Origin of the sequence: Xanthomonas sp. LMG 12459 (assembly GCF_009192905.1) — a bacterium.
In the GTDB taxonomy this organism is placed as follows: domain Bacteria; phylum Pseudomonadota; class Gammaproteobacteria; order Xanthomonadales; family Xanthomonadaceae; genus Xanthomonas_A; species Xanthomonas_A sontii.
In genome coordinates, this window is sequence record NZ_NSGT01000036.1 from 1 (window position 1) to 22,777 (window position 22,777).

Genomic DNA, 22,777 nt, shown 5'->3' on the forward strand with positions numbered 1-22,777 from the left:
CTTTTCTTTGCTTGTGAAAAGAAAAGTACCAAAAAGAAAGCACACCCCGCACCGCGCCCCCCGCGCGGCGCGCTCCGGGTCCGGCAGCCACGGCGGGGATTCGCGGAAGGGGCATCCTGCCCCTGCCGCGAACGGCGCACATCCATGTGCGCCGCCCTTCGGGTTTTTCCCCGCCGCGGCTGCCGCGCCGAGGGGACCCGGTAAGTCAAAGGCAGAGCAAGAGCAAATGCAGGAGCAAAAGCAAAAGCGGGAGCAAAAGCAGCAGCAAAAGCGGAGGCCGTCGCAGCGAGCGCGTCCGCGGAGCCGGTCGTGGCGTCCACCGCCGGACACACTGCCGCCGGCATCGCCAGCGACCACCTGCGTGACCACCGCCGATCCCCGCGCGAACGCGCCTGCCACCGGGAACGCATGCGCCCACTCACATCCGGAACACCCCGAACCGGCTCGGCTCCGCCGGCGCGTTCAACGCCGCCGACAAGCCCAACCCCAATACCCGCCGCGTCTGCGCCGGATCGATCACCCCGTCGTCCCACAACCGCGCACTGGCGTAGTACGGATGGCCCTGGCGCTCGAACTGCTCGCGGATCGGCGCCTTGAACGCCGTCTCCTCGGCGTCCGACCACTGCCCGCCCTTGGCCGCGATGCCGTCGCGGCGCACCGTCGCCAGTACGCTCGCCGCCTGCTCGCCGCCCATCACCCCGATACGCGCGTTCGGCCACATCCACAGGAAGTTCGGCGAATAGGCGCGGCCGCACATGCCGTAGTTGCCGGCGCCGAACGAGCCGCCGATCACCACCGTGAACTTGGGCACCTTGGCGCAGGCCACCGCCATCACCAGCTTGGCGCCGTCCTTGGCGATGCCGCCGTGCTCGTACTTGCGGCCGACCATGAAGCCGGTGATGTTCTGCAGGAACACCAGCGGAATGCCGCGCTGCGCGCACAGCTCGATGAAGTGCGCGCCCTTCAGCGCCGACTCGGAGAACAGGATGCCGTTGTTGGCGACGATGCCTACCGGATAGCCGTGGATGTGCGCGAAGCCGGTGACCAACGTGGTGCCGTAGCGCGCCTTGAATTCGTCCAAGCGCGAGCCGTCCACCAACCGCGCGATCACCTCGCGCACGTCGAACGGCTTGCGCGGATCGGCCGGGATCACCCCGTACAGTTCTTCGGCCGGATAAAGCGGCGGCTCCGGCGTGCGCAGCGCCAGGGCGGGGGTCGGCTTGCGCCAGTTGAGCTGGGCGACGATCGCGCGCACCCGCGCCAGCGCCTGCAGGTCGTTGTCGGCGAAGTGGTCGGCCACGCCGGAGATGCGCGTGTGCACGTCGGCGCCGCCCAGGTCCTCGGCGCTGACGTCCTCGCCGGTGGCGGCCTTCACCAGCGGCGGGCCGCCGAGGAAGATGGTGCCCTGTTCGCGCACGATCACCGTCTCGTCGCTCATCGCCGGCACGTAGGCGCCGCCGGCGGTGCACGAGCCCATCACGCAGGCGATCTGGGCGATGCCCTGCGCCGACAGGTTGGCCTGGTTGTAGAAGATCCGGCCGAAGTGGTCGCGGTCGGGAAACACCTCGTCCTGCAGCGGCAGGAACGCGCCGCCGGAATCGACCAGGTAGATGCACGGCAACCGGTTCTGCTGGGCGATCTCCTGCGCGCGCAGGTGTTTCTTCACCGTGATCGGGTAGTAGGTGCCGCCCTTGACCGTGGCGTCGTTGGCGACGATCACGCATTCCACGCCGGAGACGCGGCCGATGCCGGCAACCACGCCGGCGCACGGCACCTCGTCGTCGTACAGGCCCAGCGCGGCCAGCGGCGCGATCTCCAGGAACGCGCTGCCCGGGTCGAGCAGGGCGTCGATGCGTTCGCGCACCAGCAGCTTGCCGCGGGCCTGGTGCTTGGCGCGGGCGGCGGCGCTGCCGCCCAGGGCGATGCGCGCCTGGATGGCGTGCAGGTCGTCGACCACCGCGCGCAGCGCGGCGGCATTGGCGGCGAAGGCGTCGCTGCCGGGTTGCAACTGGGTCTGGATCGCGCTCATGACAGAACCGTGGAAAGAAGGAAAGGGCAGGCGGCCGATGTGGGAGGGGCTCTTGTCCCCTTTTGCGGGATCAGCCCCGACGCGCTGACGTCGAAACGGCCTTTCGGCCGATCTCTCTTTCGCAGCGCATCACTTGGTCCGCTCGAACAACTCGCGGCCGATCAGCATGCGACGGATCTCCGAGGTGCCGGCGCCGATCTCGTAGAGCTTGGCGTCGCGCCACAGGCGCCCGGTCGGATAGTCGTTGATGTAGCCGTTGCCGCCCAGCACCTGGATCGCCTGGCCGGTCAGCCAGGTCGCCTTCTCGGCGGCGTAGAGGATCGCGCCGGCGGCGTCCTGGCGGGTGGTGCGGCCGGCGTCGCAGGCGCGCGCCACCGCATACACGTAGGCACGGCAGGCGTTGAGGCCCACGTACATGTCGGCCAGCTTGCCCTGCATCAGCTGGAAGCTGCCGATCGGCTCGCCGAACTGGCGGCGCTCGTGCACATAGGGCAGCACCACGTCCAGCGCCGCGGCCATCAGCCCCAGCGGCCCGCCGGACAGCACCACCCGCTCGTAATCCAGGCCGGACATCAGCACGCGCACGCCGCCGCCGACCTCGCCCAGCACGTTCTCCGCCGGCACCTCGCAGTCCTGGAACACCAGTTCGCAGGTGTTGGAGCCGCGCATGCCAAGCTTGTCCAGCTTCTGCGCGGTGCTGAAGCCGGGCATGCCCTTCTCGACCACGAACGCGGTGATGCCGCGCGCGCCGCCGCTCGGGTCGGTCTTGGCATAGACCACCAGCACGTCGGCGTCCGGGCCATTGGTGATCCACATCTTGTTGCCGTTGAGCACGTAGCGGTCGCCGCGCGCCTCGGCGCGCAGCTTCATCGACACCACGTCCGAGCCGGCGCCGGGTTCGCTCATCGCCAGCGCGCCAACGTGCTCGCCGCTGCACAGTTTCGGCAGGTAGCGCGCCTTCTGCGCCGGGCTGGCGTTCTTGCGCAACTGGTTCACGCACAGGTTCGAATGCGCGCCGTAGGACAGGCCGATCGCGCCGCAGGCGCGGGAGATCTCCTCCATCGCCACCACGTGCGCCAGGTAGCCCATCGCGCTGCCGCCGTACTCTTCCTCGACGGTGAGGCCGAGCAGGCCCTGTTCGCCGAGCTTGCGCCACAGCGGTGCGGGGAAGGCGTTGTCGCGGTCGGCCTGCTCGGCCAGCGGCGCGATCTCGCGCGCGGCAAAGGCGGCGACGCTGTCGCGCAGCAGGTCGACCTCCTCGCCCAACTCGAAATTCAACGACGGCATCAGCATGGCGGCAACTCCGGGAATGGCGGGTGGCCGGCGGCGCCTAGAATCGGACCCGCGCCGGGCAAGAGCGCCCAGCGTAGCCGGGAACGGCAAAGAAGTGAACAGAAATTCATTAATTGAACTTAGAATCACGCCATGGCCTACAAACGCTCCGCCCTGATGGAAGAACGCCTCGCCGGCAACCGCCAGCGGATCCTGCTGGCGGCGCGCCGGCTGATCGCCGCCGACGGCTTCCGCGGCGCCCCGGTGACCGCGGTGGCGGCCGAGGCCGGGGTCTCCACCGGGCTGATCTACCGGCATTTCCCGTCCAAGGCCGAGCTGTTCGTGGAGGTGCTGACCGCCGCCGTGGAGCACGAGCTGACCATCCTGCGCGCCATCGCCGCCGCACCGGCGCCGGCCGCGCAGCGCCTGCGCGATGCCATCGCCTCGTTCGTGCGCCGCGCCCTGGCCGGCCCCGGGCTGGCCTATGCCTTCATCGCCGAGCCGGTGGAGCCGGAGGTGGACGCCGAGCGCATTCGCTGCCGGCGCCTGCTCGGCGACGTGTTCAAGGGCATCCTGGCCGACGGCGTGGCCGCGGGGGAGTTTCCCGCGCAGGACCTGGAGGCGGCCGCGGCGTGCCTGGTCGGCGCCTACACCGAGGCCCTGGTCGGCCCGACCGCGCCCAGCCGCGACGGCCCGCGCGACAGCGAGCGCCTGGTCGAGGCGGTCTGCGGGTTCTGCCTGCGCGCGGTGGGCAGCGCCTGAGCGCGACCGGGCGCGCCGCCTGCGCCGAACTGCTGCGATGCAGCACGCATCGCCTGCGATTCCGTGTGCTCCCGGCGTGCCGCGCGGCGCAAACGCTGGCTATACTCGGTCGCGTAGCGGTGGTCCGGATTACCACGTGCCAAAGGGGTGTGATGTGCGGAATTACGACCTCGAATTTCTCAAGCGCTTCTCGATGGTGATCGGCCTGCTGGTGCTGATCACCCTCGGCCTGATCGTGTTCGCGCATTACCTGCAGCGGGCCATCCCGCCGGAGGTGTCGCCGGTGGCGCTCAAGCGCACCGAGGAGCGCATCGCCCCGGTCGGCGCGGTCTACGCCGGCAGCACCGGTGCCGCGGCGCAAGCGGCGGCACAGGCGGCGGCGCTGGCCAAGGCCTCGGCGCAGGCGGCCTACGGCGGCACCACCGACGGCAAGACCATCTTCAACAACCTGTGCACCGCTTGCCACACCACCGGCGTGGGCAAGGCGCCGACGCTGGACCACGCGCATTGGGACAAGCGCATCGCGCAGGGCAAGGAGACGCTCTACAAGCACGCCATCGAGGGCTACACCGGCCCCGACGGCGGCATCATGCCGCCCAAGGGCGGCAATCCCGGGCTGACCGAGGAGCAGATCCACGCCACCGTGGATTGGATGCTGGCCAACCTGAAGTAACCTTGCGCCTCCCGCACGCCACTGCGCCGCCTTCGGGCGGCGCATTCGTTTCCGCGCCCGTCGCGTGCCGGCGCAAACAAGGAGAGTGATCGCATGCGCATGCCGCCGCCATCGTTGTTGTCGTTGTTGCTGCTGGTCGCAGCCCCCGCCGCGCAGGCGCTGACGCCGCCGACGCTGCTGCCGATCGGGCAGTTGCGCCCGGGGCCGCAGGCGCAGGGCGTGGTGTTCGAGGGCGTGGTCACCGCGCGGGTGGAGGCCGGCGGCAGCGGCTACCTGGTGCAGGATGCCGGCGACGACGATCCGCTGACCGCCGACGCGCTGCTGGTGCGCGGCGATGCCGAGCGCGTCCTGGCACCGGGCGACCGCGTGCGGGTGTGGGGCGAGCTGGCGCCGCAGGCCGCCGCGTCGGCCAAGGCCGGCACGGCTTTCGTCGGGCGCAGTGTGCTGGAGCAAGGGCATACCGTGCTGGCACGGGCGCAGCCCTTGCCGCTGCAGGTACTCGACGCGGCGCCGGCCGACTGGTCGGCGCTGGCCGGCATGCGCGTGCGGATCGCCGCGCCGCTGACCGTGGTCGACAACGATGCGCTGGGCAAGACCGGCGAACTGGGCATGGCCTTCGGCGGACGCCTGTGGCAGCCCAGCGAAGTGGCCGCGCCCGGCAGCGCCGAGCAGGCGACGGTCATTGCCGACAATGCGCGGCGCGGGCTGCGCCTGGGCACGCTCGGTGCGCCGACGCCGACGCCGACGCCGACATCAACATCGGCAACGGCAACGGCAAAACTTCCGGACTATCTGGGGAGTGCCGCTGCACCGCCGCGCGCGGGCAGCACGGTCCAGGACGTGGAGGGCATCGTCGGCGGGGTGATCGATGGCGTGGCACGGCTGTACCCGACCGCCGCGCTGCAGCTGACGCCGCCGCCGGAACCGGCGCCGCCGCAGGTCGACGGCACCTTGCGCATCGCCGCCTTCAACCTGGAGAACTTCTTCAACGGCGACGGCCGTGGCGGCGGTTTCCCGACCCTGCGCGGCGCGCGCACGGCGGCCGAGTTCCAGGCGCAGCTGCGCAAGCTGGTGGCGACGATCCGCCCGCTGCAGGCCGACGTCGCCGCACTGATGGAACTGGAGAACGACGGCTACGGCCCGACCTCGGCGATCGCCAGCCTGGTCGACGCGCTCAATGTCGGCGGCGGCGACTGGCGCTTCGTCGACGCCGGGCGCGGCCCCGGCGACAACCCGATCCGGGTCGGGCTGATCTACCGCGCCTCGCGGGTGAGTCCGGTCGGCAAGCCGGCGATGCTGGAAGGCGGCCCGTTCGCCGAGCACAGCCGGGTGCCGCTGGCGCAGGCCTTCCGCCACGGCAGCGGCGCGCCGTTCGTGGTGGTGGCCAACCACTTCAAGTCCAAGGGTGGCTGCAGCGAGGCCAGCGGCGCCGATGCCGATCGCGGCGACGGCCAGGGCTGCTGGAACGCGACCCGCACCGAGTCGGCGCGCCGCGTCGATGCGTGGCTGCGCAGCGATCCCACCGGCACCGGCAGCACGGCCAGCGTGCTGCTCGGCGATTTCAACGCCTATGCGATGGAAGATCCGCTGCGCCTGCTGCGCGACGCCGGCTGGCGCGATGCGCTGCAGGAGGCGCATGTCGCGCAGCCCTACAGCTTCGTCTATCGCGGCCTCAGCGGCCGGCTGGACCATGCCTTGCTGAGTCCGGCCCTGGCAGCGCGGTTGCGCGGCGCCGCCGAATGGCACGTCAACGCCGATCTGCCCGACAGCGACGGCTACCGCGAGCGCGATCTGCCCGGCCCGTGGCGCAGTTCCGATCACGATCCGTTGTTGCTGGGGTTTGATCTGTAGGCTGGGAGTGGGGAAACGGGAATGGGGAATCGGGAAAGCCGATTGTCGGCCTCCTTTTCCCATCCTCGCTGTGCGGGACGTTCCTACCTGGGATCTTGTCGTTCGCAAAGCGGACGACTGCTGTCATGTGGAGTTGCGCTGTGTTTCGGGGTGATCGGCCGCCGCGCATCCTGCCTTGCGTGTCACCAGCGATCTTGAAGGACGCTTTTGTCTCTCGCGGTGCTGGTTACGCGTTTTGCCGTTGTGCCGATCGAAGCTGATAGATGCGGTGCTTTTGCCCGATAGAGCGGCAGCATCGGCTGTCGCTGTCGCTGTCGCTGTCGCTGTCGCTGTCGCTGTCGCTGTCGCTGTCGCTGTCGCTGTGGCAGTTGCTGTGGCCTTGGCTTTGGCCGTTGCCCTTGCTTTTGACTTACCGGGTTCCCTTCCGAAGCGGCGGCCAGCGCGGGGAAAAACCCCGAAGGGGCGGCGCACAGGGACGTGCGCCGTCCGCGGCAGGGGCAGGATGCCCCTTCCGCGGATCCCCGGGCTGGACGCGGACCCGGAGCGCGTTAGCGCGGAGGGCGCGTAGGCAGGGTGTGCTTTCTTTTGGTTACTTTTCTTTGCACAAGCAAAGAAAAGTAACTCGCCGCAAGGCGAAAGCTTTGCTCTTGCACTTGCTGCTGCTTGATCTTAGAAGTGGCTTACGCAGCGACATGCATGACCGAGTACGTTTGTCGCGGCTGAAGCAGTTCCTACAGTTCTTCTTGTCCGACACGAGAGCTTGAAGCAACAGCAAAGGCTTTCGCCCTTTCGGGCGAGTTACTTTGATCAGCCTTCGGCTGCTGAGAAGCGCTTCTTTGCTCGCGCAAAGAAAAGGTAACCAAAAGAAAGCGCGCCCTGCCTTGCGCCCTCCGCGCTGCGCGCTCCGGGTCCGCGGATGCACCGGGGATTCGCGGAAGGGGCATCCTGCCCCTGCCGCGAACGGCGCACATCCATGTGCGCCGCCCTTCGGGTTTTTCCCCGGTCCATCCGCCGCTGCGGAAGGGAACCCGGTAAATCAAAAGCCAGAGCAAAAGCAACAACCAGAGCAAAAGCAACAACCAGAGCAACAGCAACAACCAGAGCAACAGCAACAACAACTGCCAAAGCGTCGGCAACAGCAGAGGCAACGGCAACTGCCAAGGCGACCGCCACAGCGAACCGCGACTTGATCATGTTGCCGTTCGGCGACCACACGCCATACGTTGTAGCGTGCGCGTGCACCCAGGCTCAATGCCGGCAACGCCGCCGATGCCGGCGCCAATTCCACAGATGCGCACTGGCCAACGCCAGGCTGCCGCTCACCGTCATCGCGGTCTCGCTGGCCTCGTCGGGAATACCGAAAGCGCCGGCCAACAGACCGAGCAGGCCCAGCGCCGCCAGCGTCCACAGCGGCCAGGGCAGCGCGTCGCGCCGGTGCCCGCGCCATAGCGCCAGCCCCGCCAACGGCGCGGCGATCGCCACGAACACCACGTGCACCCACTCGGCCTCGGCCCAGACGCCGAACAACGGCAGCGCCGCGGCCAGCAACGGCAAGGCCAGGCAGTGCAGCAGACACAGCCCGGACAACACCATCGCCGAGGCGTCGAAGAAGGATTGCGGCAGGGATTTCATGGACGATCACTCCAATGCACTAAGTGTTATATAGTAACATTTCCAGCCCGCCACGCCTCCGCGCCGATGCCCGCCATGTCCAACGCCGTCGTTTCCGATTCCCGCCTCCCCGTCACCGTCCTGTCCGGCTTCCTGGGCGCTGGCAAGACCACCCTGCTCAACCGCGTGCTGCACAACCGCGATGGGCGCCGGGTGGCGGTGATCGTCAACGACATGAGCGAGGTCAACATCGACGCGGCGCTGATCCGCGACGGCGGCGCCGCGCTCAGTCGCACCGAGGAGACCCTGGTCGAGTTCAGCAACGGCTGCATCTGCTGCACGTTGCGCGACGACCTGCGCCAGGAGGTGCAGCGCCTGGCCGAGAGCGGGCGCTACGACTACCTGCTGATCGAATCCACCGGCATTTCCGAGCCGATGCCGGTGGCGGCGACCTTCGCCGTGCGCGATGCCGACGGCCGCGGCCTGGCCGACGTCGCGCGCCTGGACACCATGCTCACCGTGGTCGACGGGGTGAGCTTCCTGCGCGATTTCGGCTCGGCCGAGCGCCTGGCCGACCGTGGCCTGCAGGCCGGGGACGACGACGACCGCGGGCTGGTCAACCTGCTGGTGGAGCAGATCGAGTTCGCCGACGTGATCGTGATCAGCAAGGCCGACCTGACCGATACGGTCACGCTCGACCGCACCCGCGCGGTGCTGCGCGCGCTCAACCGCGATGCGCGCATCGTCGAGGCCAGCCGTGGCGACGTGCCGCTGGAGCTGGTGCTGGATACCGGCCGCTTCGACTTCGTGCGCGCGCAGCTGGCGCCGGGCTGGATGCAGGCGCTGCGCGGCGAGCACGCGCCGGAGACCGAGCAGTTCGGCATCGAAAGCTTCGTCTATCGTGCGCGCCGGCCGTTCCATCCGCTGCGCTTCGCGCGGCTGGCGCAACGCGGCCTGCGCGACGTGATCCGCAGCAAGGGCTTCTTCTGGCTGGCCAGCCGCATGGACTGGGTCGGCGAACTGTCCATCGTCGGCGCGGCCACCCAGACCCAGGCGGCCGGCTTCTGGTACGCGGCACGCGAGCGCGTGGACCGCGGCCTGCTGGACACGCCGCTGGCGCTGCCGCCATCGCCGCTGCCGTACACCGAGCTCGGCTGGCAGCGCCAGCAGACCGCGTGCTGGAACGCGCCGCCGCCGCAGGTCGAGGAGGTCGGCGATGCGCGCGAGTACGCGGCGCTGCGGGCGATGTGGCATCCGCTGTGGGGCGATCGCCGCCAGGAACTGGCGGTGATCGGCGTCGGCCTGGACGAGGCGCGGGTGCGCGCCGAACTCGATGCCTGCCTGCTCGACGATGCCGAACTGCAGCAGGGGCCGGTGGCGTGGCAGGGGCTGGAGGATCCGTTTCCGGTATGGCGGCGCTGATGAGCCGGGAGTGGGGAATCGGGACTGGGGAATCGTGAGAGCGCGGTGCGGGCGCTGAGCGTTAGCCGCCTGCGCCCATCGCGATCAGGACGATCGCCGGCACCGCCAGCAGCAGGCCGAGGCGGTTCCAGCGGTTGGTGCGTTCGCCGAACACGGCGATGCCGAGCAGGGTGCCCAGGCCGATCACGCCCAGGTTCATCGCCGCGAACACGCTGGCCGGGCTGTCCGGCAGGGCCTGATGCGCGCGCACGTAGAACAGGATGTTGCCGAAGTTGAGCGCGCCCAGCAGCAGGCCGGCGCCGAGGTTGCGCCAGGCCAACGGGACGGTACCGCGCAGGTGGCGCCACAGTTGCACGCCCAGCAGCAGCACGAAAGCCAGCGCGAAGGCGACCAGCAGCGAGGCGGCGAACGGCGTGCCGGCCTGGGCGATGCGCTTGAGCAGCACGTCGATCGCGGCGAAGCCGACCCACACCAGCAGCAGCCACGGCGTGGTGCGCGCGGTGCTGTGCGCGGCCGCCTGCGGTCGCTGCACGATGCCGACGATCGCCAGCAGGCCCAGCGCCAGGCCGGCCAGCTTGGCGCCGTTGGCGCGTTCGCCGAACCAGAGGAAGGCCGCCGCCAGCGACAGCAGCAGCGACAGCCGCTGCGCCGCATCGGTGCGCACGATGCCGGCGTTGGCCACCGCGCGGCCCAGCACCAGGAACAGGCTCGGCAGCAACACGCCCAGCGCCAGCAGCGACACCCACGGCGTGTGCGCATCGCCCAGTGCGGCCAGCGGCGGCTGCAGCAGGGCGGCGCACAGCAGCAGCGCCGCCAGGTAGTTCCAGGTCACCGCCTGGGCCAGGTCGATGCGCCGCTGCGGCGCCAGCTTCAGCAGCGCCGAGACCAGCACGCTGCACACCACACTCAACAGGACGAAGACCACACGCAGGATCCGGATCGGGAGGAAAAAGAACGCTGCGTGCACCGCTTCGGCATGTGGCCGCGACCCAGCCCCGGTATTATGACCGCATGACCTCTCCCGCTTTCCCCACCGCTTCCGGCGCGCTGACGCTGCAAGGCCCCGCCGGCCCGATCGAGGCCGCGGTCGATCTGCCCGACGCCGACGTCGCCGCGCTGCCGGTCACCGCCATCGTCTGCCATCCACTGTCCACCGAGGGCGGCAGCATGCACAACAAGGTGGTAACGATGGTCGCGCGCGCGCTGCGCGAGCTGGGCGTGCGCGTGGTGCGCTTCAACTTCCGCAGCGTCGGCGCGTCTGCCGGCAGCTTCGACCACGGCGACGGCGAGCAGCAGGACCTGGCCGCGGTGGCCGCCTGGGTGCGCGATCAGCGTCCGCACGACGCGCTGTGGCTCGCAGGTTTCAGCTTCGGCGCCTACGTCTCGCTGCGCGCCAGCGCCGCGTTGCAGCCGCAGGTGCTGATCTCGATCGCGCCGCCGGCCGGGCGCTGGGATTTTTCCGGCATGGCGCCGCCGCCGCAGTGGCTGGTGATCCAGGGCGAGGCCGACGAGATCGTCGATCCGCAGGCCGTGTACGACTGGCTGGAGACCCTGGAGGCACAGCCGGAACTGGTGCGCATGCCCGACACCAGCCATTTCTTCCATCGCAAGCTGATCGACCTGCGCGGCGCGTTGCAGCACGCGGTCAAGGCCTGGCTGCCGGCGGCACAGGCGTGAGCGCGGCGGCATTGCCGTCGCAGCGCTACGCCGAAGGCGTGGCGCGCGGCGACTGGCGCGACGATCCGGCGCAGCACGCGGCGCTGGCCGAACTGGACCGCATCCATACCGCGATCGTGGACGGCGACCAGGAGGGCTGGCTGGACCGGCTGTCGGCGTTCTGGAAGAAGCCCGAGCTGGTGCGCGGGCTGTATTTCTGGGGCGGGGTCGGCCGCGGCAAGACCTTCCTGGTCGATCTGTTCTACGACGGCCTGCCGATCGCGCGGAAGTACCGCACGCATTTCCACCGCTTCATGCGCGGCGTGCACGAGCGCCTGCGCGAGCACGCCGGGCAGAGCGATCCGCTGGCGAAGATCGCGCAGGAGTGGCGCAGCCGGCTGCGCGTGCTGGTGCTGGACGAGTTCTTCGTCACCGACATCGGCGATGCGATGCTGCTGTCGCGCCTGCTCGAGCGCTTGTTCGCCGAAGGCGTGACCCTGGTCACCACCTCCAACACCGCGCCGCAGAACCTGTATCTCAATGGCCTGCAGCGCGAGAGCTTCCTGCCGGCGATCGGCCTGCTGCAGACCTATTGCGTGGAGCTGTACGCCGAGGGCACCGAGGACTACCGCATGCGCGCGCTGACCCGTTCGCCGGTGTACCGCGCGCCGCTGGCCGAGGACAGCGATGCCTGGCTGGGCGAGCGCTGGGGCGCGCTGACCGGCAATGCCGAGGCGCGCCGCGGCAACATCGAACTGGAAGGGCGCAAGATCCCGGTGCGCGCGCGCGGCAAGAGCATCGTCTGGTTCGATTTCGTCGCCTTGTGCGAAGGCCCGCGCGGTCCCAGCGACTACATCGAGATCGCGCACGAGTTCACCACCGTGCTGCTCGGCGGCATCCCGCACTTCGACCGCATGAACGAGGACGCGGCGCGGCGCTTCGTCAACCTGATCGACGAGCTGTACGACCGCCACGTCAACCTGGTCTGCACCGCGCAGGATCCGCCGCCGCTGCTGTACACCGGCGAGCGCCTGGCCGGTGCGTTCGAGCGTACCGCCTCGCGCCTGATCGAAATGCAGAGCGCCGAGTACCTGGCGGCGGCGCACCGGGTCTGAGCGCAGGAGCGTCTGCGGACGCTCAGCGCACCGCGCCGGGCGCACACAGCCCGGCGACGAAGCGCGGCATCAGGCCCGCGCCGGCGATCTCTTCCAGATAGGCGGCCGCCGGGCAACTGGCGCCGCCTGCGCTGTGTGCGCAGCGGGCCGGCCCGGACGCGCCGTCCTGCGGCAACTGCCGGTCCATGGCCTGGCGCTGCGCCGCGGACAGCCCATCGCGAAACGTCTCCTCGGCATCGAGCAGATCGGCCGGGGTGAGCCGGTCGGTCGGCACGCCGGGGCACTGGCGACGGGTTTCCCGGACCAACGCGTCGGCGCCGGCACCGACCAGCACCGGGCCGTCGGGCAGGGTGTTGGGCACGGCCTTGGGCACCACGGGGGCAGCGCCGAGCGCGGCCAGCAGCAGGAACGATGCGCGCATGCGGAAGCTCCTCGAGTTGCGCGCAGCGTAGTCCTGCGTCGCTGTCAGCACGAGGGGAAGGGCGGCGCCCGCTTCAGCCAGGAGTCGGCAAGGCATAAATATCGCTTGCTATTGAATCGCGCGCTATGTAATGTAGTGCCCATGGACCGTACCTCTGCCCCCGACGCCACCGCCCTGCTGAAGCTGGATACCCAGCTGTGCTTCGCGCTGTATTCGGCCAACCTGGCCATGCACAAGCTCTACCGCGGGCTGCTGCGCGACCTCGGCCTGACCTATCCGCAGTACCTGGTGATGCTGGTGCTGTGGGAGCAGGACCAGCGCAGCGTCTCGGACATCGGCGAGAAGCTGTTCCTGGATTCGGCCACGCTGACCCCGCTGCTCAAGCGCCTGGAGGCGATCGGTCTGCTGACCCGCAGCCGCGCGGCCGAGGACGAGCGCCGCGTGCTGATCGCGCTGACCGCCGACGGCCAGGCGCTGCGCACACGCGCGCAGGCGGTGCCGGAAGGCGTGCTGTGCGCGGTCGCCTGCGACCTGCAGCAACTGACCCGGCTCAAGCACGACCTGGAAGAGGTCCGCGGCAAGCTGCAGGCCGCGGCCTGACCGATTCCCGTCCCGATCGCGCATTTCCCTCTACGCATTTCCCTCTACCCCATGGCGCCGCGGCGCCGCCCTCGAAGGAGAACCACCATGGCTTCACCGACCACCATCGCCTACACCGCCACTGCCACCGCCACCGGGGGCCGCGACGGCCGCGCCGCCACCCCGGACAAGGCGCTGGACGTCAAGCTGTCGACCCCGCGCGAGCTCGGCGGCGCTGGCGGCGACGGCACCAACCCGGAGCAGCTGTTCGCGGCCGGCTACTCGGCCTGCTTCATCGGTGCGCTGAAGTTCGTCGCCGGGCAGGAGAAGGTGGCGCTGCCGGCCGAGACGAGCATCGAGGGTCATGTCGGCATCGGCCAGATCCCGGGCGGCTTCGGCATCGCCGTGGAACTGCGCATCGCCGCGCCGGGCCTGGAGCGTGCGACGCTGGAATCGCTGGTGGAGAAGGCGCACCAGGTGTGCCCGTACTCCAACGCCACCCGCGGCAACATCGACGTCAAGCTGGTCGTGCTCGACTGAGCCAGCGCGATGTCCGGGCCGGCGCCTGCGCCGGTCCAGGGCGACACACGACGGGCGGCCACTGGCCGCCCGTTCGCGTTGTGGGCGCCGCGCGTGTTGCCACGCACATTGAGACCACCCCGCGGGGGTGCAATAGTGTGAGCTTGATCAAATCGGGCGCGCCATGCTCAGTTCCGCCTACAACGCCGAGACCGTCGCCGCCTTCCTGCAGGGCGCACGCCGTCTGTTGGTGCTGACCGGTGCCGGCATGTCCGCCGAGAGCGGGGTACCGACCTTCCGTGGCCAGGACGACAGCCTGTGGTCGCGCTTCGATCCCGAGCAACTGGCCACCGAGGACGCCTGGCGTGCCGACCCCGCCCTGGTCTGGGGCTGGTACCGCTGGCGCATGGCGATCGTGGCGCAGGCCCAGCCGCACGCCGGGCACCTGGCGCTGGCGCGCCTGGCCGAGGTCCGCCACACCACCCTGGTGACCCAGAACGTGGACGACCTGCACCAGCGCGCCGGCAGCGAGGTCGCCGCGCACGTGCACGGCCGGCTGTCGGCGCTGCGCTGCAGCGACTGCGGCCAGCCCTGGCGCGGCTTGCTGCCGCCGATCGACGTGCACACGCCCAGCCAGCGCCTGGTGCCGCCGGTGTGCGCGGCCTGCGGCGGCACGGTGCGCCCGGGCGTGGTGTGGTTCGGCGAGGCGCTGCCGGCGGCGGAATGGGCGCGCGCGCAGAGCGCCGCCGACGCCGCCGACCTGGTGCTGGTGATCGGCAGTTCCGGCCTGGTCTATCCGGCCGCCAGCCTGCCGCTGCAGGCCAAGGAGCGTGGCGCCTGCGTGGTCGAGATCAATCCCGAACCCAGCGCGCTGTCGGCGCGCGCGGATCTGCACTGGCGCGACAGCGCCGCGGTGGCGCTGCCGTTGCTGCTGCAGCAGTGCATGGTGACCTGAGCCCGGTTGTCGTGGGGGCCGTGCGCGGCGCTCAGCGCAGCGTGTGCAGGAACGCGTCCACCGCCGCGGTGTAGGCCGAGGGCAGGCCCAGGTCGCGGTTGATCTCCGCGTGGCTGGCATCCTGCGGCAGCACCTCGACGCGGATGCCGCGGGCGCCGGCCTTGCTGGCCAGGTGGCGCGCCTGCGCGCAGGCGTCGGCGCGGCGGCTGGAGCACACCGCCAGCAGCGGCGGCGCGCTGGCGCCCATGACGTGGTACGGCGAGGCGGCGATCCAGTCGCTGCGCACGCTGCCGAAGGCGCGGTCGTACAGCGGCAGATGCCGTTGCTGCATCACCTGCTCCACGTCCATCGCCGCACTGTCCAGCGCCACCGTGCCCAGCGGTCGGCGCGCCCCGGCCTGCGCCAGCAGGTCCGGCGACAGGTCCAGCAGGCTCACCAGATGCGCGCCGGCCGAGTGGCCCATCAACACCAGGCGCGCCGGGTCGGCGCCCCACTGCGGCGCCAGTTGCTGGATCCGCGCGACCGCGCGCGCCACGTCTTCTGCCTGCGCAAGCGGCGTGGCCTGCGGTAGCAGGCGGTAGTTCAGCGACACCAGCACATGGCCCTGCGGCAGCCAGTGCGCGACCTTGTTGGCGGCCACGCCGGGGTTGTCCTTTTCGCCGTCGGCCCAGCCGCCGCCGTGCACCATCACGATCAGCGGCGCCTGACGTGCGCCGGCCGGCAGGTACACGTCCATGCGCTGCGCCGGGTCCGGGCCGTAGGCGACGTCGCGCAGCACCTGAGCGCCGGCGGGCAAGGGCGCGCGTGCGCCGTCGGCGCCGTCGCGCGTGGCCAGGCGCTGCAGCAGGCGGGCGCGCAGGCGCCCGTCCTGGGCGTGGACGGGGGCGGCGAGCAACGGCAGCAGCAACATCAGGGCGAGCAGGCCGTGGGTGGGCGAGGGGCGGGACAGGCGCATGGGCGGATCACTCCATGGAGGACGGCGAGGAGGGGCGTGGCGCGGCCGACGCGTGCGGGCGTCGGCGCGCGCCGGGTTCAGGCCGGGCGCAGGTGCAGGATGGCGCACAGGCCGTGTGGGGCGATGGGTTGCAGCAGCAACGCGCCGCGATGCTGGCGCGCGACGCGCTCGACGATCGCCAGGCCCAGTCCGCTGCCGCCATGGCCGCCGTGCACGAACGGCTGCGGCGCGCGTGCGGCCAGCGCCGGGTCCAGGCCGGGGCCGTGGTCGCGCACCTCGATGCGCCAGCCATCGCCGCCGTCGCTGTGCAGGCGCAGCTGGAACGGCGCCGCGCCGTGCCGTTCGGCATTGCCGACGAGGTTGCCGAGCGCGCGCTGCAGCGCCAGCGGCCGCCCGTGCAGCGGTGCCTGCGCGGGCAGGACGGCCTCCCAGCCGGGTTGCGCCGCGCCCAGCGCCTGCCGGCAGAGGTCGGCCAGGTCCAGGGCCACGGCCGGTTCGTCGCGGCCGTCGCGGGCGTAGGCGATGAACTGCGCCAGGATCGCGTCGATCTCGCCGATGTCGCGCTCCATGCCCTCGCGCAGTTCCGGCTCCACCTGCGGCAGCAGCGCCAGCGCGTACTGCAGCCGGGTCAGCGGGGTGCGCAGGTCGTGGGAGATGCCGGCCAGCAGCAGCGCACGCTCGGCCGCGGCCTGGCGCACGTCGGCGCTAGCTGCGGTGAGCGCCTGCGCCAGCGCGGCGACCTCGCGCGGACCGCCGGTGGCGATCGGTGCGGCCTGTTCGCCGCGGACCAGGTGCGGCGCGGCCTGCGCCAGCTGCCGCAGCGGCCGCACCAGGCGCCGCGCGACCAGCGCAGCGGCCAGCCAGACCAGCAGCGCGCAACCGGCCAGCATCGCCACCGAGAACCGGCGCAGGCCGTGCTCGCGCGGCTGGCTGGAGAACGCCACCCACAGCGGGGTCGGCGTGGCCAGTTGCAGCCACAGGGTGCCGTCGGCATCGCGGCGCAGCGCGCGCCCGGGGCCGAGCTGATCGGCCGCGCGGCGCTGCATCGCGTCGGCCAGCGGGCCGGCGGCGCTGGCGGTGGGCGGCGCGCTGCGCAGTTGCAGCCCGGCCTCGCGCAACGCCGGCGTCAGCGCCGCGGCGGCCGGCGAGCGCTGCAGCGCCTCGGCGACATTGGCGAAGCCGTGCAGCATGCGCAGTTGCTGCTGCGCTGCCGGCCGCACTGCCAGTTCGCGGCCGAGCAGCAGCGCCAGCAGGCCGGCGCCGGCCAGCACCAGCGCGATCACCAGGACCAACTGCCCGAACAGGCTGCGCGGCCAGCCGCTGGCGCGGGAAGCCGGCGCGCTCATGCCTGCGGCTCCGGCGGCACGTACACATAGCCCACGCCCCACACGGTCTGGATCAGCCGCGGCGTGCGCACGTCGTCCTCCAGCAGCTTGCGCAGCCGCGCCACGATCACGTCGATGCTGCGCCCCAGCGGCTCGTGTTCGCGGCCGTGCGCCAGGCTGGACAGGCGGTCGCGGCTCAGCGGCTGCTGCGGGTGCCGCAGCAGCACCGACAGCACCGCGAACTCGGCGGTGGTCAGCTTCAGCGGTTCGCCGTCGCGGCGCAGCTCGCGCCGGCCAAGGTGCAGGCGGAAGCGGCCGAAGCCGATCTCGCCGCCCTCCGGTTGCGGTGCGCCGGCGCCGCCCGGGCGGGTGCGCCGCAGCACCGCCCGGATCCGCGCCAGCAGCTCGCGCGGGTTGACCGGCTTGGGCAGGTAGTCGTCGGCGCCGATCTCCAGGCCGACGATGCGGTCGATCTCGTCGCCCTTGGCGGTCAGCATCACGATCGGGGTGGCGTCGCCCTGGCCGCGCAGGCGCCGGCAGATCTCCAGGCCGTTCTCGCCGGGCAGCATCAGGTCCAGCACCACCAGGTCGTAGTGACCGCGCGCCAGCGCCTGCTGCAGCTGCACGCCGTCGGCCACCGCCTTGACCGCGAAGCCCTGGCTCTCCAGGTAGCGGCACAGCAGGGCGCGCAGGCGGTCGTCGTCGTCGACCAGCAGCAGGCGGGGAGCGGGCGCGGCATCGTCCATGGACGCCACTATCGGTTGCGCCGCGGCCCCGCGGCAACGGCCGCCGCGACGCAACTGTAAGCGGATGTTTCCGCTGCGGCGTTCGGCAACATTTGCTGGCCGATGCGGCGCCCGCGGCGCCGGCGCCATGGCTACGGTGACGCTCGGCAGCACGCCGCTGCCGTCATCGGAGAACGCCATGTCGCTGTCCCGTCGCATCACTCCCTTGCTGCTGGCGCTGGCCGCCGGCGTCCTGGTCGCGCCCAGTGCACCGGCACGCGAACACACCCGCACGCGCACCGCCGGCGGCGCCGAGGGCGCCCGCCACGCCGCCGTGCAGGCCAGCGCCAGCGGCGCGCACGGCAGCGTGCAACGCGCCCGCCAATGGCAGGCCGACGGCCAGGGCAACGCCAGCGCGCGCAGCGCCGCTACCCGCACGACCGCCGCCGGCGGCAGCGCCACGCGCCAGGGCAGTGCCGAGCGCAGCGCCGACGGCAGTGCCAGCCGCCAGGGCAGTGCCAGCGTCCAGCGCGCCGACGGTGCCAGCGCGAGCAGCAGCGGCAGCCTGGCCCGGGCCGCCGACGGCACGCTCAGCGGCAGCCGCCAGAGCAGCGTCGATGGCACGCAGGGCAGCTACCAGGGCAGCACCAGCGTGCAGGACGGCAGCATCGTCCACACCGGCACCTGCACCGATGCGAGCGGCACCGTGGTGCCGTGCCGGCCGTAGGCGAGGGTGCGGTGTCGGCGGAAGTTCGGGGGCAGGAATGCCCCTGTCCGCGGCCGGCTTCACAGCCCCGTCACGGCCAGGAATGGCTGCCGCGGCGGGGCCGGAATCGGCTGCCATCGGCAAACCGTTGCCAGGCTTAGGTTTTCGTAATTCCACCTACATTTAGCGTTGACGTCGCCGACCGACCCCACTATCTTGGGGTGGTCGGTTCCGGCGGCCACAAGCCGCGGGATCAAAAGGGAAGCCGGTGCGGCGTGCCAACGCCAACTCCGGCGCTGCCCCGCAGCGGTAATTGGGAACGAACCCGTCATCCGCACTGAGGCGCCCGCCTTGGGAAGCGACGGGCTAGGAACCGGCCACGGCCGTTGCCCATCAGCCCGAAGACCTGCCGACAGCCGCGCGAAGCACACCGCGCGGCGCCGACCGCGCGCTCTCCGGGGGGAGAGGGTCGGTGCAGCGTTGACCGCCCGCAGGCCCGGTGCCTGCGCCGTTTGCAGTCTTCGCGACACCGCCTGCCCACCATTGAACCCGGTCGGACCGCTGCCTGCGAGGGTCGGGCGGCCGCGTGCACCACGCTTGGAGACCTTCATGAGCCAGACCCACAGCCTGCCGGCCACCGCGTCCGTCGACGCCGCCGTCGACCCCACGACCGCTGCCGCCACTGCCCAGCCGGAGCCGACGGCCAGCAGCGAGCCGAGCAACGACCAGCGCGCCGTGACCTGGATCGTCAAGGACGGCGGCAACCGCCGCATGGCCTTCGACCGCTCGCGCCTGCAGCGCACCCTGGACCGGATCCACGCCGAGTTCCCGCAGCTGGACGTGAGCGACTACGAGCGCAAGGCCTTCGCCTTCATCGAGAAGAAGGAAAGCCTGTCGGCCGACGACATGGTCGACTACCTGATCCGCGAGGCCGAGTCGCGCGTGGACATCGCCACGCCGGAGTGGGAGTACTTCGCCGCGCGCCTGTACCTGGACCGCCTGTACAAGCGCGCCAGCAAGAACCGTTTCTACGATGCCGGCGAGAAGTACGGCTCCTACGTCGGCCTGCAGGAAAGCCTGGCCGACCGCGGCGTGTACTCGATCGACATCCTCAAGAACTACTCCAAGGACGAACTGGCCGAAGCCGGCCGCATGATCGATCCGGAGCGCGACAAGCTGTTCGCCTACAACGGCCTGTACCTGCTGGCCACGCGTTACCTGGCCACCGACAACTCGCGCAAGGTCTACGAACTGCCGCAGGAGCGCTGGCTGACCATCGCCCTGTACCTGATGCAGGACGAGAAGCCACGCGAGCGCCGCATGCAACTGGTCGGCGAGGCCTACTGGGCGCTGTCCAACCTGTACATGACCGTGGCCACGCCGACCCTGGCCAACGCCGGCAAGATCGGCGGGCAGCTGTCGAGCTGCTTCATCGACACCGTCGACGACAGCCTGCAGGGCATCTACGACTCCAACACCGACGTGGCGCGCGTGTCCAAGCACGGCGGCGGCGTCGGCGCCTACCTGGGCTACGTGCGTTCGTCCGGTTCGGCGATCCGCGGGGTGAAGAACTCCAGCGGCGGCGTGGTGCCGTGGATCAAGCAGCTCAACAACACCGCCGTGTCGGTGGACCAGCTCGGCCAGCGCAAGGGCGCCATCGCCGTGTACCTGGACATCTGGCACCGCGACATCGAGGCGTTCCTGGACCTGCGCCTGAACAACGGCGACCAGCGCCTGCGCGCGCACGACGTGTTCACCGCGGTGTGCGTGCCGGACATCTTCATGGAAGCGGTGGAGCGCCGCGGCGAGTGGTACCTGTTCGACCCGCACGAGGTGAAGGAGGTCAAGGGCTGGTACCTGCAGGACTTCTTCGACGAGAAGCGCGGCGAAGGCAGCTTCCGCGCCCGCTACGAGGAAGTGGTGGCCGACGAGCGCATCGGCCGCAAGGTGGTCAAGGCCATCGACATGTTCAAGCGGATCATGGTCAGCCAGCTGGAGACCGGCAACCCGTTCATGTTCTATCGCGACGAAGTCAATCGCATGAACCCGAACAAGCACCAGGGCATGGTGTATTCCAGCAACCTGTGCACCGAGATCCTGCAGAACATGAGCCCGACGCGGGTCATCCAGGAGATGATCAGCGGCGACCAGATCGTCACCACCAAGCAGGCCGGCGACTTCGTCGTGTGCAACCTGTCCTCGGTGAACCTGGGCCGCGCGGTCACCGCGCAGCCGGACCTGCTGTCGCCGGACATCCTGGAGCGGCTGATCCGCGTCCAGGTGCGCATGCTCGACAACGTCATCGACCTCAACGAGCTGCCGGTGCCGCAGGCCACCATCACCAACCAGAAGTACCGCGCGATCGGCCTGGGCACCTTCGGCTGGCACCACCTGCTGGCGCAGAAGGGCATCGACTGGAATTCGCCGGACGCCGAGGCGTACAGCGATTCGCTGTACGAGCGCATCAACTACCTGACCATCCAGGCGAGCCTGGCGCTGGCCAAGGAGAAGGGCGCGTACAAGGTGTTCAAGGGCAGCGACTGGCAAAACGGCGAGTACTTCACCAAGCGCGGCTACGACAGCGCCGAGTGGCAGGAACTGGCCGCGCAGGTGAGCGTGCACGGCGTGCGCAACGCCTGGATGGTGGCGGTGGCGCCGAACATGAGCACCGCGCAGATCGCCGGCTCCACCGCGTCGATCGACCCGATCTACAGCGCGTTCTACTACGAGGAGAAGAAGGACTTCCGCCGTCCGGTGGTGGCGCCGGGGCTGACCGTGGACACCTATCCGTATTACGAGAAGGGTGCCTACAAGGTCGACCAGTTCGCCAGCGTGCGCCAGAACGCGCGCCGCCAGCGCCACGTCGACCAGTCGATCAGCTTCAACTTCTACGTGCCCAGCGGCATCCGCGCCAGCACCCTGCTGGACCTGCACATGACCGCGTGGAAGGAAGGCCTGAAGACCACGTACTACGTGCGTTCCAACGACATCGACATCAGCGAGTGCGAGTGGTGCTCGAGCTGATCGCCGGCGTCTGACGCCCGCGCCGCGCGGCAGGCCGGTCCTGTCGCGCGCGTCCCGCATTCCCGCGCCGTCCGCCGGCGCCGTTCACCCGACTACCGAAGCACATCCATGGCCATCGCGCTCGACCGCATCAAGATCCTCGAACCGCTGCACCCCAACCGTTCCACCGGCATCATCAACGGCACGACCAGCGGCATCCTCAACTGGAACGACATCCCGTACCCGTCCTTCTACCGGGCGTACAAGGAGCTGTCGACCAACTTCTGGATCCCCGACGAAGTGGACATGAAGGGCGATGCCAAGCAGTACGGGGAGCTGTCGGCGCGCGAGAAGAACGCCTACGACTCGATCATCGGCCTGCTGGCCACGCTGGATTCGCCGCAGACGCGCTTCATCTACAACGTCGCCGAATACATCACCGACCCGGCCGCGCACGCCAACGCCGCGATCATCGGCCAGCAGGAAGTGATCCACAACGAGAGCTACTCGTACGTGCTGGCCTCGATCGCGGGCCTGGCCGACCAGAACCGCGTGTTCGAGATCGCGCGCACGCATCCGACCATCATCGCGCGCAACCAGCCGATCATGCAGGCCTACGACGACTTCATGCGCGAGAAGACCGCAGAGACCCTGCTGCGCTCGCTGATCCAGTCCTCGATCCTGGAAGGCATCAACTTCTATTCCGGCTTCGCGTATTTCTACAACCTGGTGCGGCAGAACCGCATGACCGGCACCGGCAAGATCATCAGCTTCATCAACCGCGACGAGCTGGCCCACACCAAGTTCATCAGCGAGCTGATCCGCGCCATCATCGGCGAGAACGCCGAGCTGCAGACCAACGAACTGACCGACTACGTGCACCAGGCCTTCGAGCACGCGATCCGCCTGGAGACCGAGTGGTCCTCGGAAGTGCTCGACGGCATCGAGGGCATCGACGTGGACGAGATGATCCAGTACGTGAAGTACCGCGCCAACAAGATGTCCGGCATGCTCGGCATCGAGAAGCTGTACAGCGGCGCCAGCGACAACGTGATGCCGTGGATCAAGGCCTACGCCGACAACTTCACCGAGACCAAGACCGACTTCTTCGAGATGCGCAACGCCAGCTACAAGAAGACCAACTCGGACAACGGCTTCGACGATCTGTGAAGAGCCGGGATTGGGGATTCGGGAATGG

General features: G+C 70.2%; 21 protein-coding genes and 1 riboswitch. Of the genes, 12 read left to right on the forward strand and 9 right to left on the reverse strand.

From position 1 onward, the window contains the following. Nucleotides 1-418: 418 nt before the first annotated feature. Nucleotides 419-2,029 (reverse strand): carboxyl transferase domain-containing protein, encoded by a 1,611-nt coding sequence (locus CEK65_RS09530; protein ID WP_152181563.1) that lies wholly within the window; start codon nt 2,027-2,029, stop codon nt 419-421. A 129-nt stretch (nt 2,030-2,158) separates the two neighbouring features. Next, nucleotides 2,159-3,322: an isovaleryl-CoA dehydrogenase gene (locus tag CEK65_RS09535; protein WP_010341368.1), complete on the reverse strand. Its 1,164-nt coding sequence runs from the start codon at nt 3,320-3,322 to the stop codon at nt 2,159-2,161. 132 nt (nt 3,323-3,454) lie between these two features. Between CEK65_RS09535 and CEK65_RS09540 the strand changes: the two genes are divergently transcribed. The 3 genes from CEK65_RS09540 (at nt 3,455) to CEK65_RS09550 (ending at nt 6,587) form a co-directional block, all read left to right on the forward strand. Beyond that, nucleotides 3,455-4,063, forward strand: a complete 609-nt coding sequence (locus CEK65_RS09540) for a TetR/AcrR family transcriptional regulator (protein ID WP_017909842.1) — start codon at nt 3,455-3,457, stop codon at nt 4,061-4,063. A gap of 154 nt (nt 4,064-4,217) precedes the next feature. Further along, on the forward strand, nt 4,218-4,736 hold the full coding sequence (locus CEK65_RS09545; RefSeq protein ID WP_017915253.1) for a c-type cytochrome: 519 nt from the start codon (nt 4,218-4,220) through the stop codon (nt 4,734-4,736). A gap of 93 nt (nt 4,737-4,829) precedes the next feature. Then, nucleotides 4,830-6,587, forward strand: coding sequence for an ExeM/NucH family extracellular endonuclease (locus CEK65_RS09550; protein ID WP_152181564.1), 1,758 nt, complete (start codon nt 4,830-4,832; stop codon nt 6,585-6,587). Nucleotides 6,588-7,394: 807 nt separating this feature from the next. On the opposite strand, the gene CEK65_RS09555 is transcribed toward CEK65_RS09550, so the two are convergent. Together CEK65_RS09555 and CEK65_RS09560 are read right to left on the reverse strand one after the other, a co-directional pair. Then, nucleotides 7,395-7,781 carry a hypothetical protein gene (locus CEK65_RS09555; RefSeq protein ID WP_193314743.1) on the reverse strand — a complete coding sequence of 129 codons (387 nt, stop codon included), beginning with the start codon at nt 7,779-7,781 and terminating at the stop codon, nt 7,395-7,397. Nucleotides 7,782-7,835: 54 nt separating this feature from the next. After that, nucleotides 7,836-8,219, reverse strand: a complete 384-nt coding sequence (locus tag CEK65_RS09560) for a MerC domain-containing protein (RefSeq protein ID WP_017911918.1) — start codon at nt 8,217-8,219, stop codon at nt 7,836-7,838. Nucleotides 8,220-8,294: 75 nt separating this feature from the next. On the opposite strand from CEK65_RS09560, the gene CEK65_RS09565 reads away from it, so the two are divergent. Continuing rightward, nucleotides 8,295-9,620: a GTP-binding protein gene (locus CEK65_RS09565; protein WP_152181566.1), complete on the forward strand. Its 1,326-nt coding sequence runs from the start codon at nt 8,295-8,297 to the stop codon at nt 9,618-9,620. A 61-nt stretch (nt 9,621-9,681) separates the two neighbouring features. Here the strand turns inward: CEK65_RS09565 and CEK65_RS09570 are convergent, their stop codons facing one another. Continuing rightward, nucleotides 9,682-10,545, reverse strand: coding sequence for an EamA/RhaT family transporter (locus tag CEK65_RS09570; protein ID WP_152181567.1), 864 nt, complete (start codon nt 10,543-10,545; stop codon nt 9,682-9,684). Between the two features lie 86 nt (nt 10,546-10,631). On the opposite strand from CEK65_RS09570, the gene CEK65_RS09575 reads away from it, so the two are divergent. Together CEK65_RS09575 and zapE are read left to right on the forward strand one after the other, a co-directional pair. After that, entirely contained in the window at nt 10,632-11,297 is a 666-nt protein-coding gene (locus CEK65_RS09575; RefSeq protein ID WP_017908253.1) for an alpha/beta family hydrolase, read from the forward strand. Beyond that, nucleotides 11,294-12,391: a cell division protein ZapE gene (zapE, locus tag CEK65_RS09580; RefSeq protein WP_152181568.1), complete on the forward strand. Its 1,098-nt coding sequence runs from the start codon at nt 11,294-11,296 to the stop codon at nt 12,389-12,391. Before CEK65_RS09575 ends, zapE begins: the two co-directional genes overlap by 4 nt. A gap of 22 nt (nt 12,392-12,413) precedes the next feature. Here zapE and CEK65_RS09585 read toward each other — a convergent pair whose 3' ends face one another. Then, the gene (locus tag CEK65_RS09585) at nt 12,414-12,812 is read right to left on the reverse strand and encodes a hypothetical protein (RefSeq protein ID WP_152181569.1); all 399 of its coding nucleotides are present in this window, start codon (nt 12,810-12,812) and stop codon (nt 12,414-12,416) included. A 141-nt stretch (nt 12,813-12,953) separates the two neighbouring features. Between CEK65_RS09585 and CEK65_RS09590 the strand changes: the two genes are divergently transcribed. The 3 genes from CEK65_RS09590 to CEK65_RS09600 all read left to right on the forward strand — a co-directional run bounded on the left by CEK65_RS09590 (nt 12,954) and on the right by CEK65_RS09600 (nt 14,865). After that, on the forward strand, nt 12,954-13,412 hold the full coding sequence (locus tag CEK65_RS09590) for a MarR family transcriptional regulator (RefSeq protein WP_152181570.1): 459 nt from the start codon (nt 12,954-12,956) through the stop codon (nt 13,410-13,412). Nucleotides 13,413-13,499: 87 nt separating this feature from the next. Further along, the gene (locus CEK65_RS09595) at nt 13,500-13,931 is read left to right on the forward strand and encodes an organic hydroperoxide resistance protein (protein ID WP_017908249.1); all 432 of its coding nucleotides are present in this window, start codon (nt 13,500-13,502) and stop codon (nt 13,929-13,931) included. 163 nt (nt 13,932-14,094) lie between these two features. Next, nucleotides 14,095-14,865, forward strand: a complete 771-nt coding sequence (locus CEK65_RS09600) for an NAD-dependent deacylase (RefSeq protein ID WP_152181571.1) — start codon at nt 14,095-14,097, stop codon at nt 14,863-14,865. 31 nt (nt 14,866-14,896) lie between these two features. Here the strand turns inward: CEK65_RS09600 and CEK65_RS09605 are convergent, their stop codons facing one another. The 3 genes from CEK65_RS09605 to ompR form a co-directional block, all read right to left on the reverse strand. Further along, on the reverse strand, nt 14,897-15,820 hold the full coding sequence (locus CEK65_RS09605) for an alpha/beta hydrolase (RefSeq protein ID WP_152181572.1): 924 nt from the start codon (nt 15,818-15,820) through the stop codon (nt 14,897-14,899). Between the two features lie 77 nt (nt 15,821-15,897). After that, nucleotides 15,898-17,166: an ATP-binding protein gene (locus CEK65_RS09610; RefSeq protein WP_152181573.1), complete on the reverse strand. Its 1,269-nt coding sequence runs from the start codon at nt 17,164-17,166 to the stop codon at nt 15,898-15,900. Next, complete coding sequence (ompR, locus tag CEK65_RS09615) at nt 17,163-17,891, reverse strand: two-component system response regulator OmpR (RefSeq protein ID WP_043093664.1); 729 nt, start codon at nt 17,889-17,891, stop codon at nt 17,163-17,165. The genes CEK65_RS09610 and ompR overlap by 4 nt, the downstream gene beginning before the upstream one ends. A 178-nt stretch (nt 17,892-18,069) precedes the next feature. Between ompR and CEK65_RS09620 the strand changes: the two genes are divergently transcribed. The 3 genes from CEK65_RS09620 to CEK65_RS09630 all read left to right on the forward strand — a co-directional run bounded on the left by CEK65_RS09620 (nt 18,070) and on the right by CEK65_RS09630 (nt 22,749). Then, a complete protein-coding gene (locus CEK65_RS09620) occupies nt 18,070-18,597 on the forward strand; it encodes a hypothetical protein (protein WP_152181574.1) in 528 nt (175 codons plus the stop codon). Nucleotides 18,598-18,785: 188 nt separating this feature from the next. After that, a riboswitch (cobalamin riboswitch) is annotated at nt 18,786-19,005 on the forward strand. A gap of 180 nt (nt 19,006-19,185) precedes the next feature. After that, complete coding sequence (locus tag CEK65_RS09625) at nt 19,186-21,600, forward strand: ribonucleoside-diphosphate reductase subunit alpha (protein ID WP_017908331.1); 2,415 nt, start codon at nt 19,186-19,188, stop codon at nt 21,598-21,600. Nucleotides 21,601-21,708: 108 nt separating this feature from the next. Next, nucleotides 21,709-22,749, forward strand: coding sequence for a ribonucleotide-diphosphate reductase subunit beta (locus CEK65_RS09630; RefSeq protein WP_010340146.1), 1,041 nt, complete (start codon nt 21,709-21,711; stop codon nt 22,747-22,749). Nucleotides 22,750-22,777 lie beyond the last annotated feature (28 nt).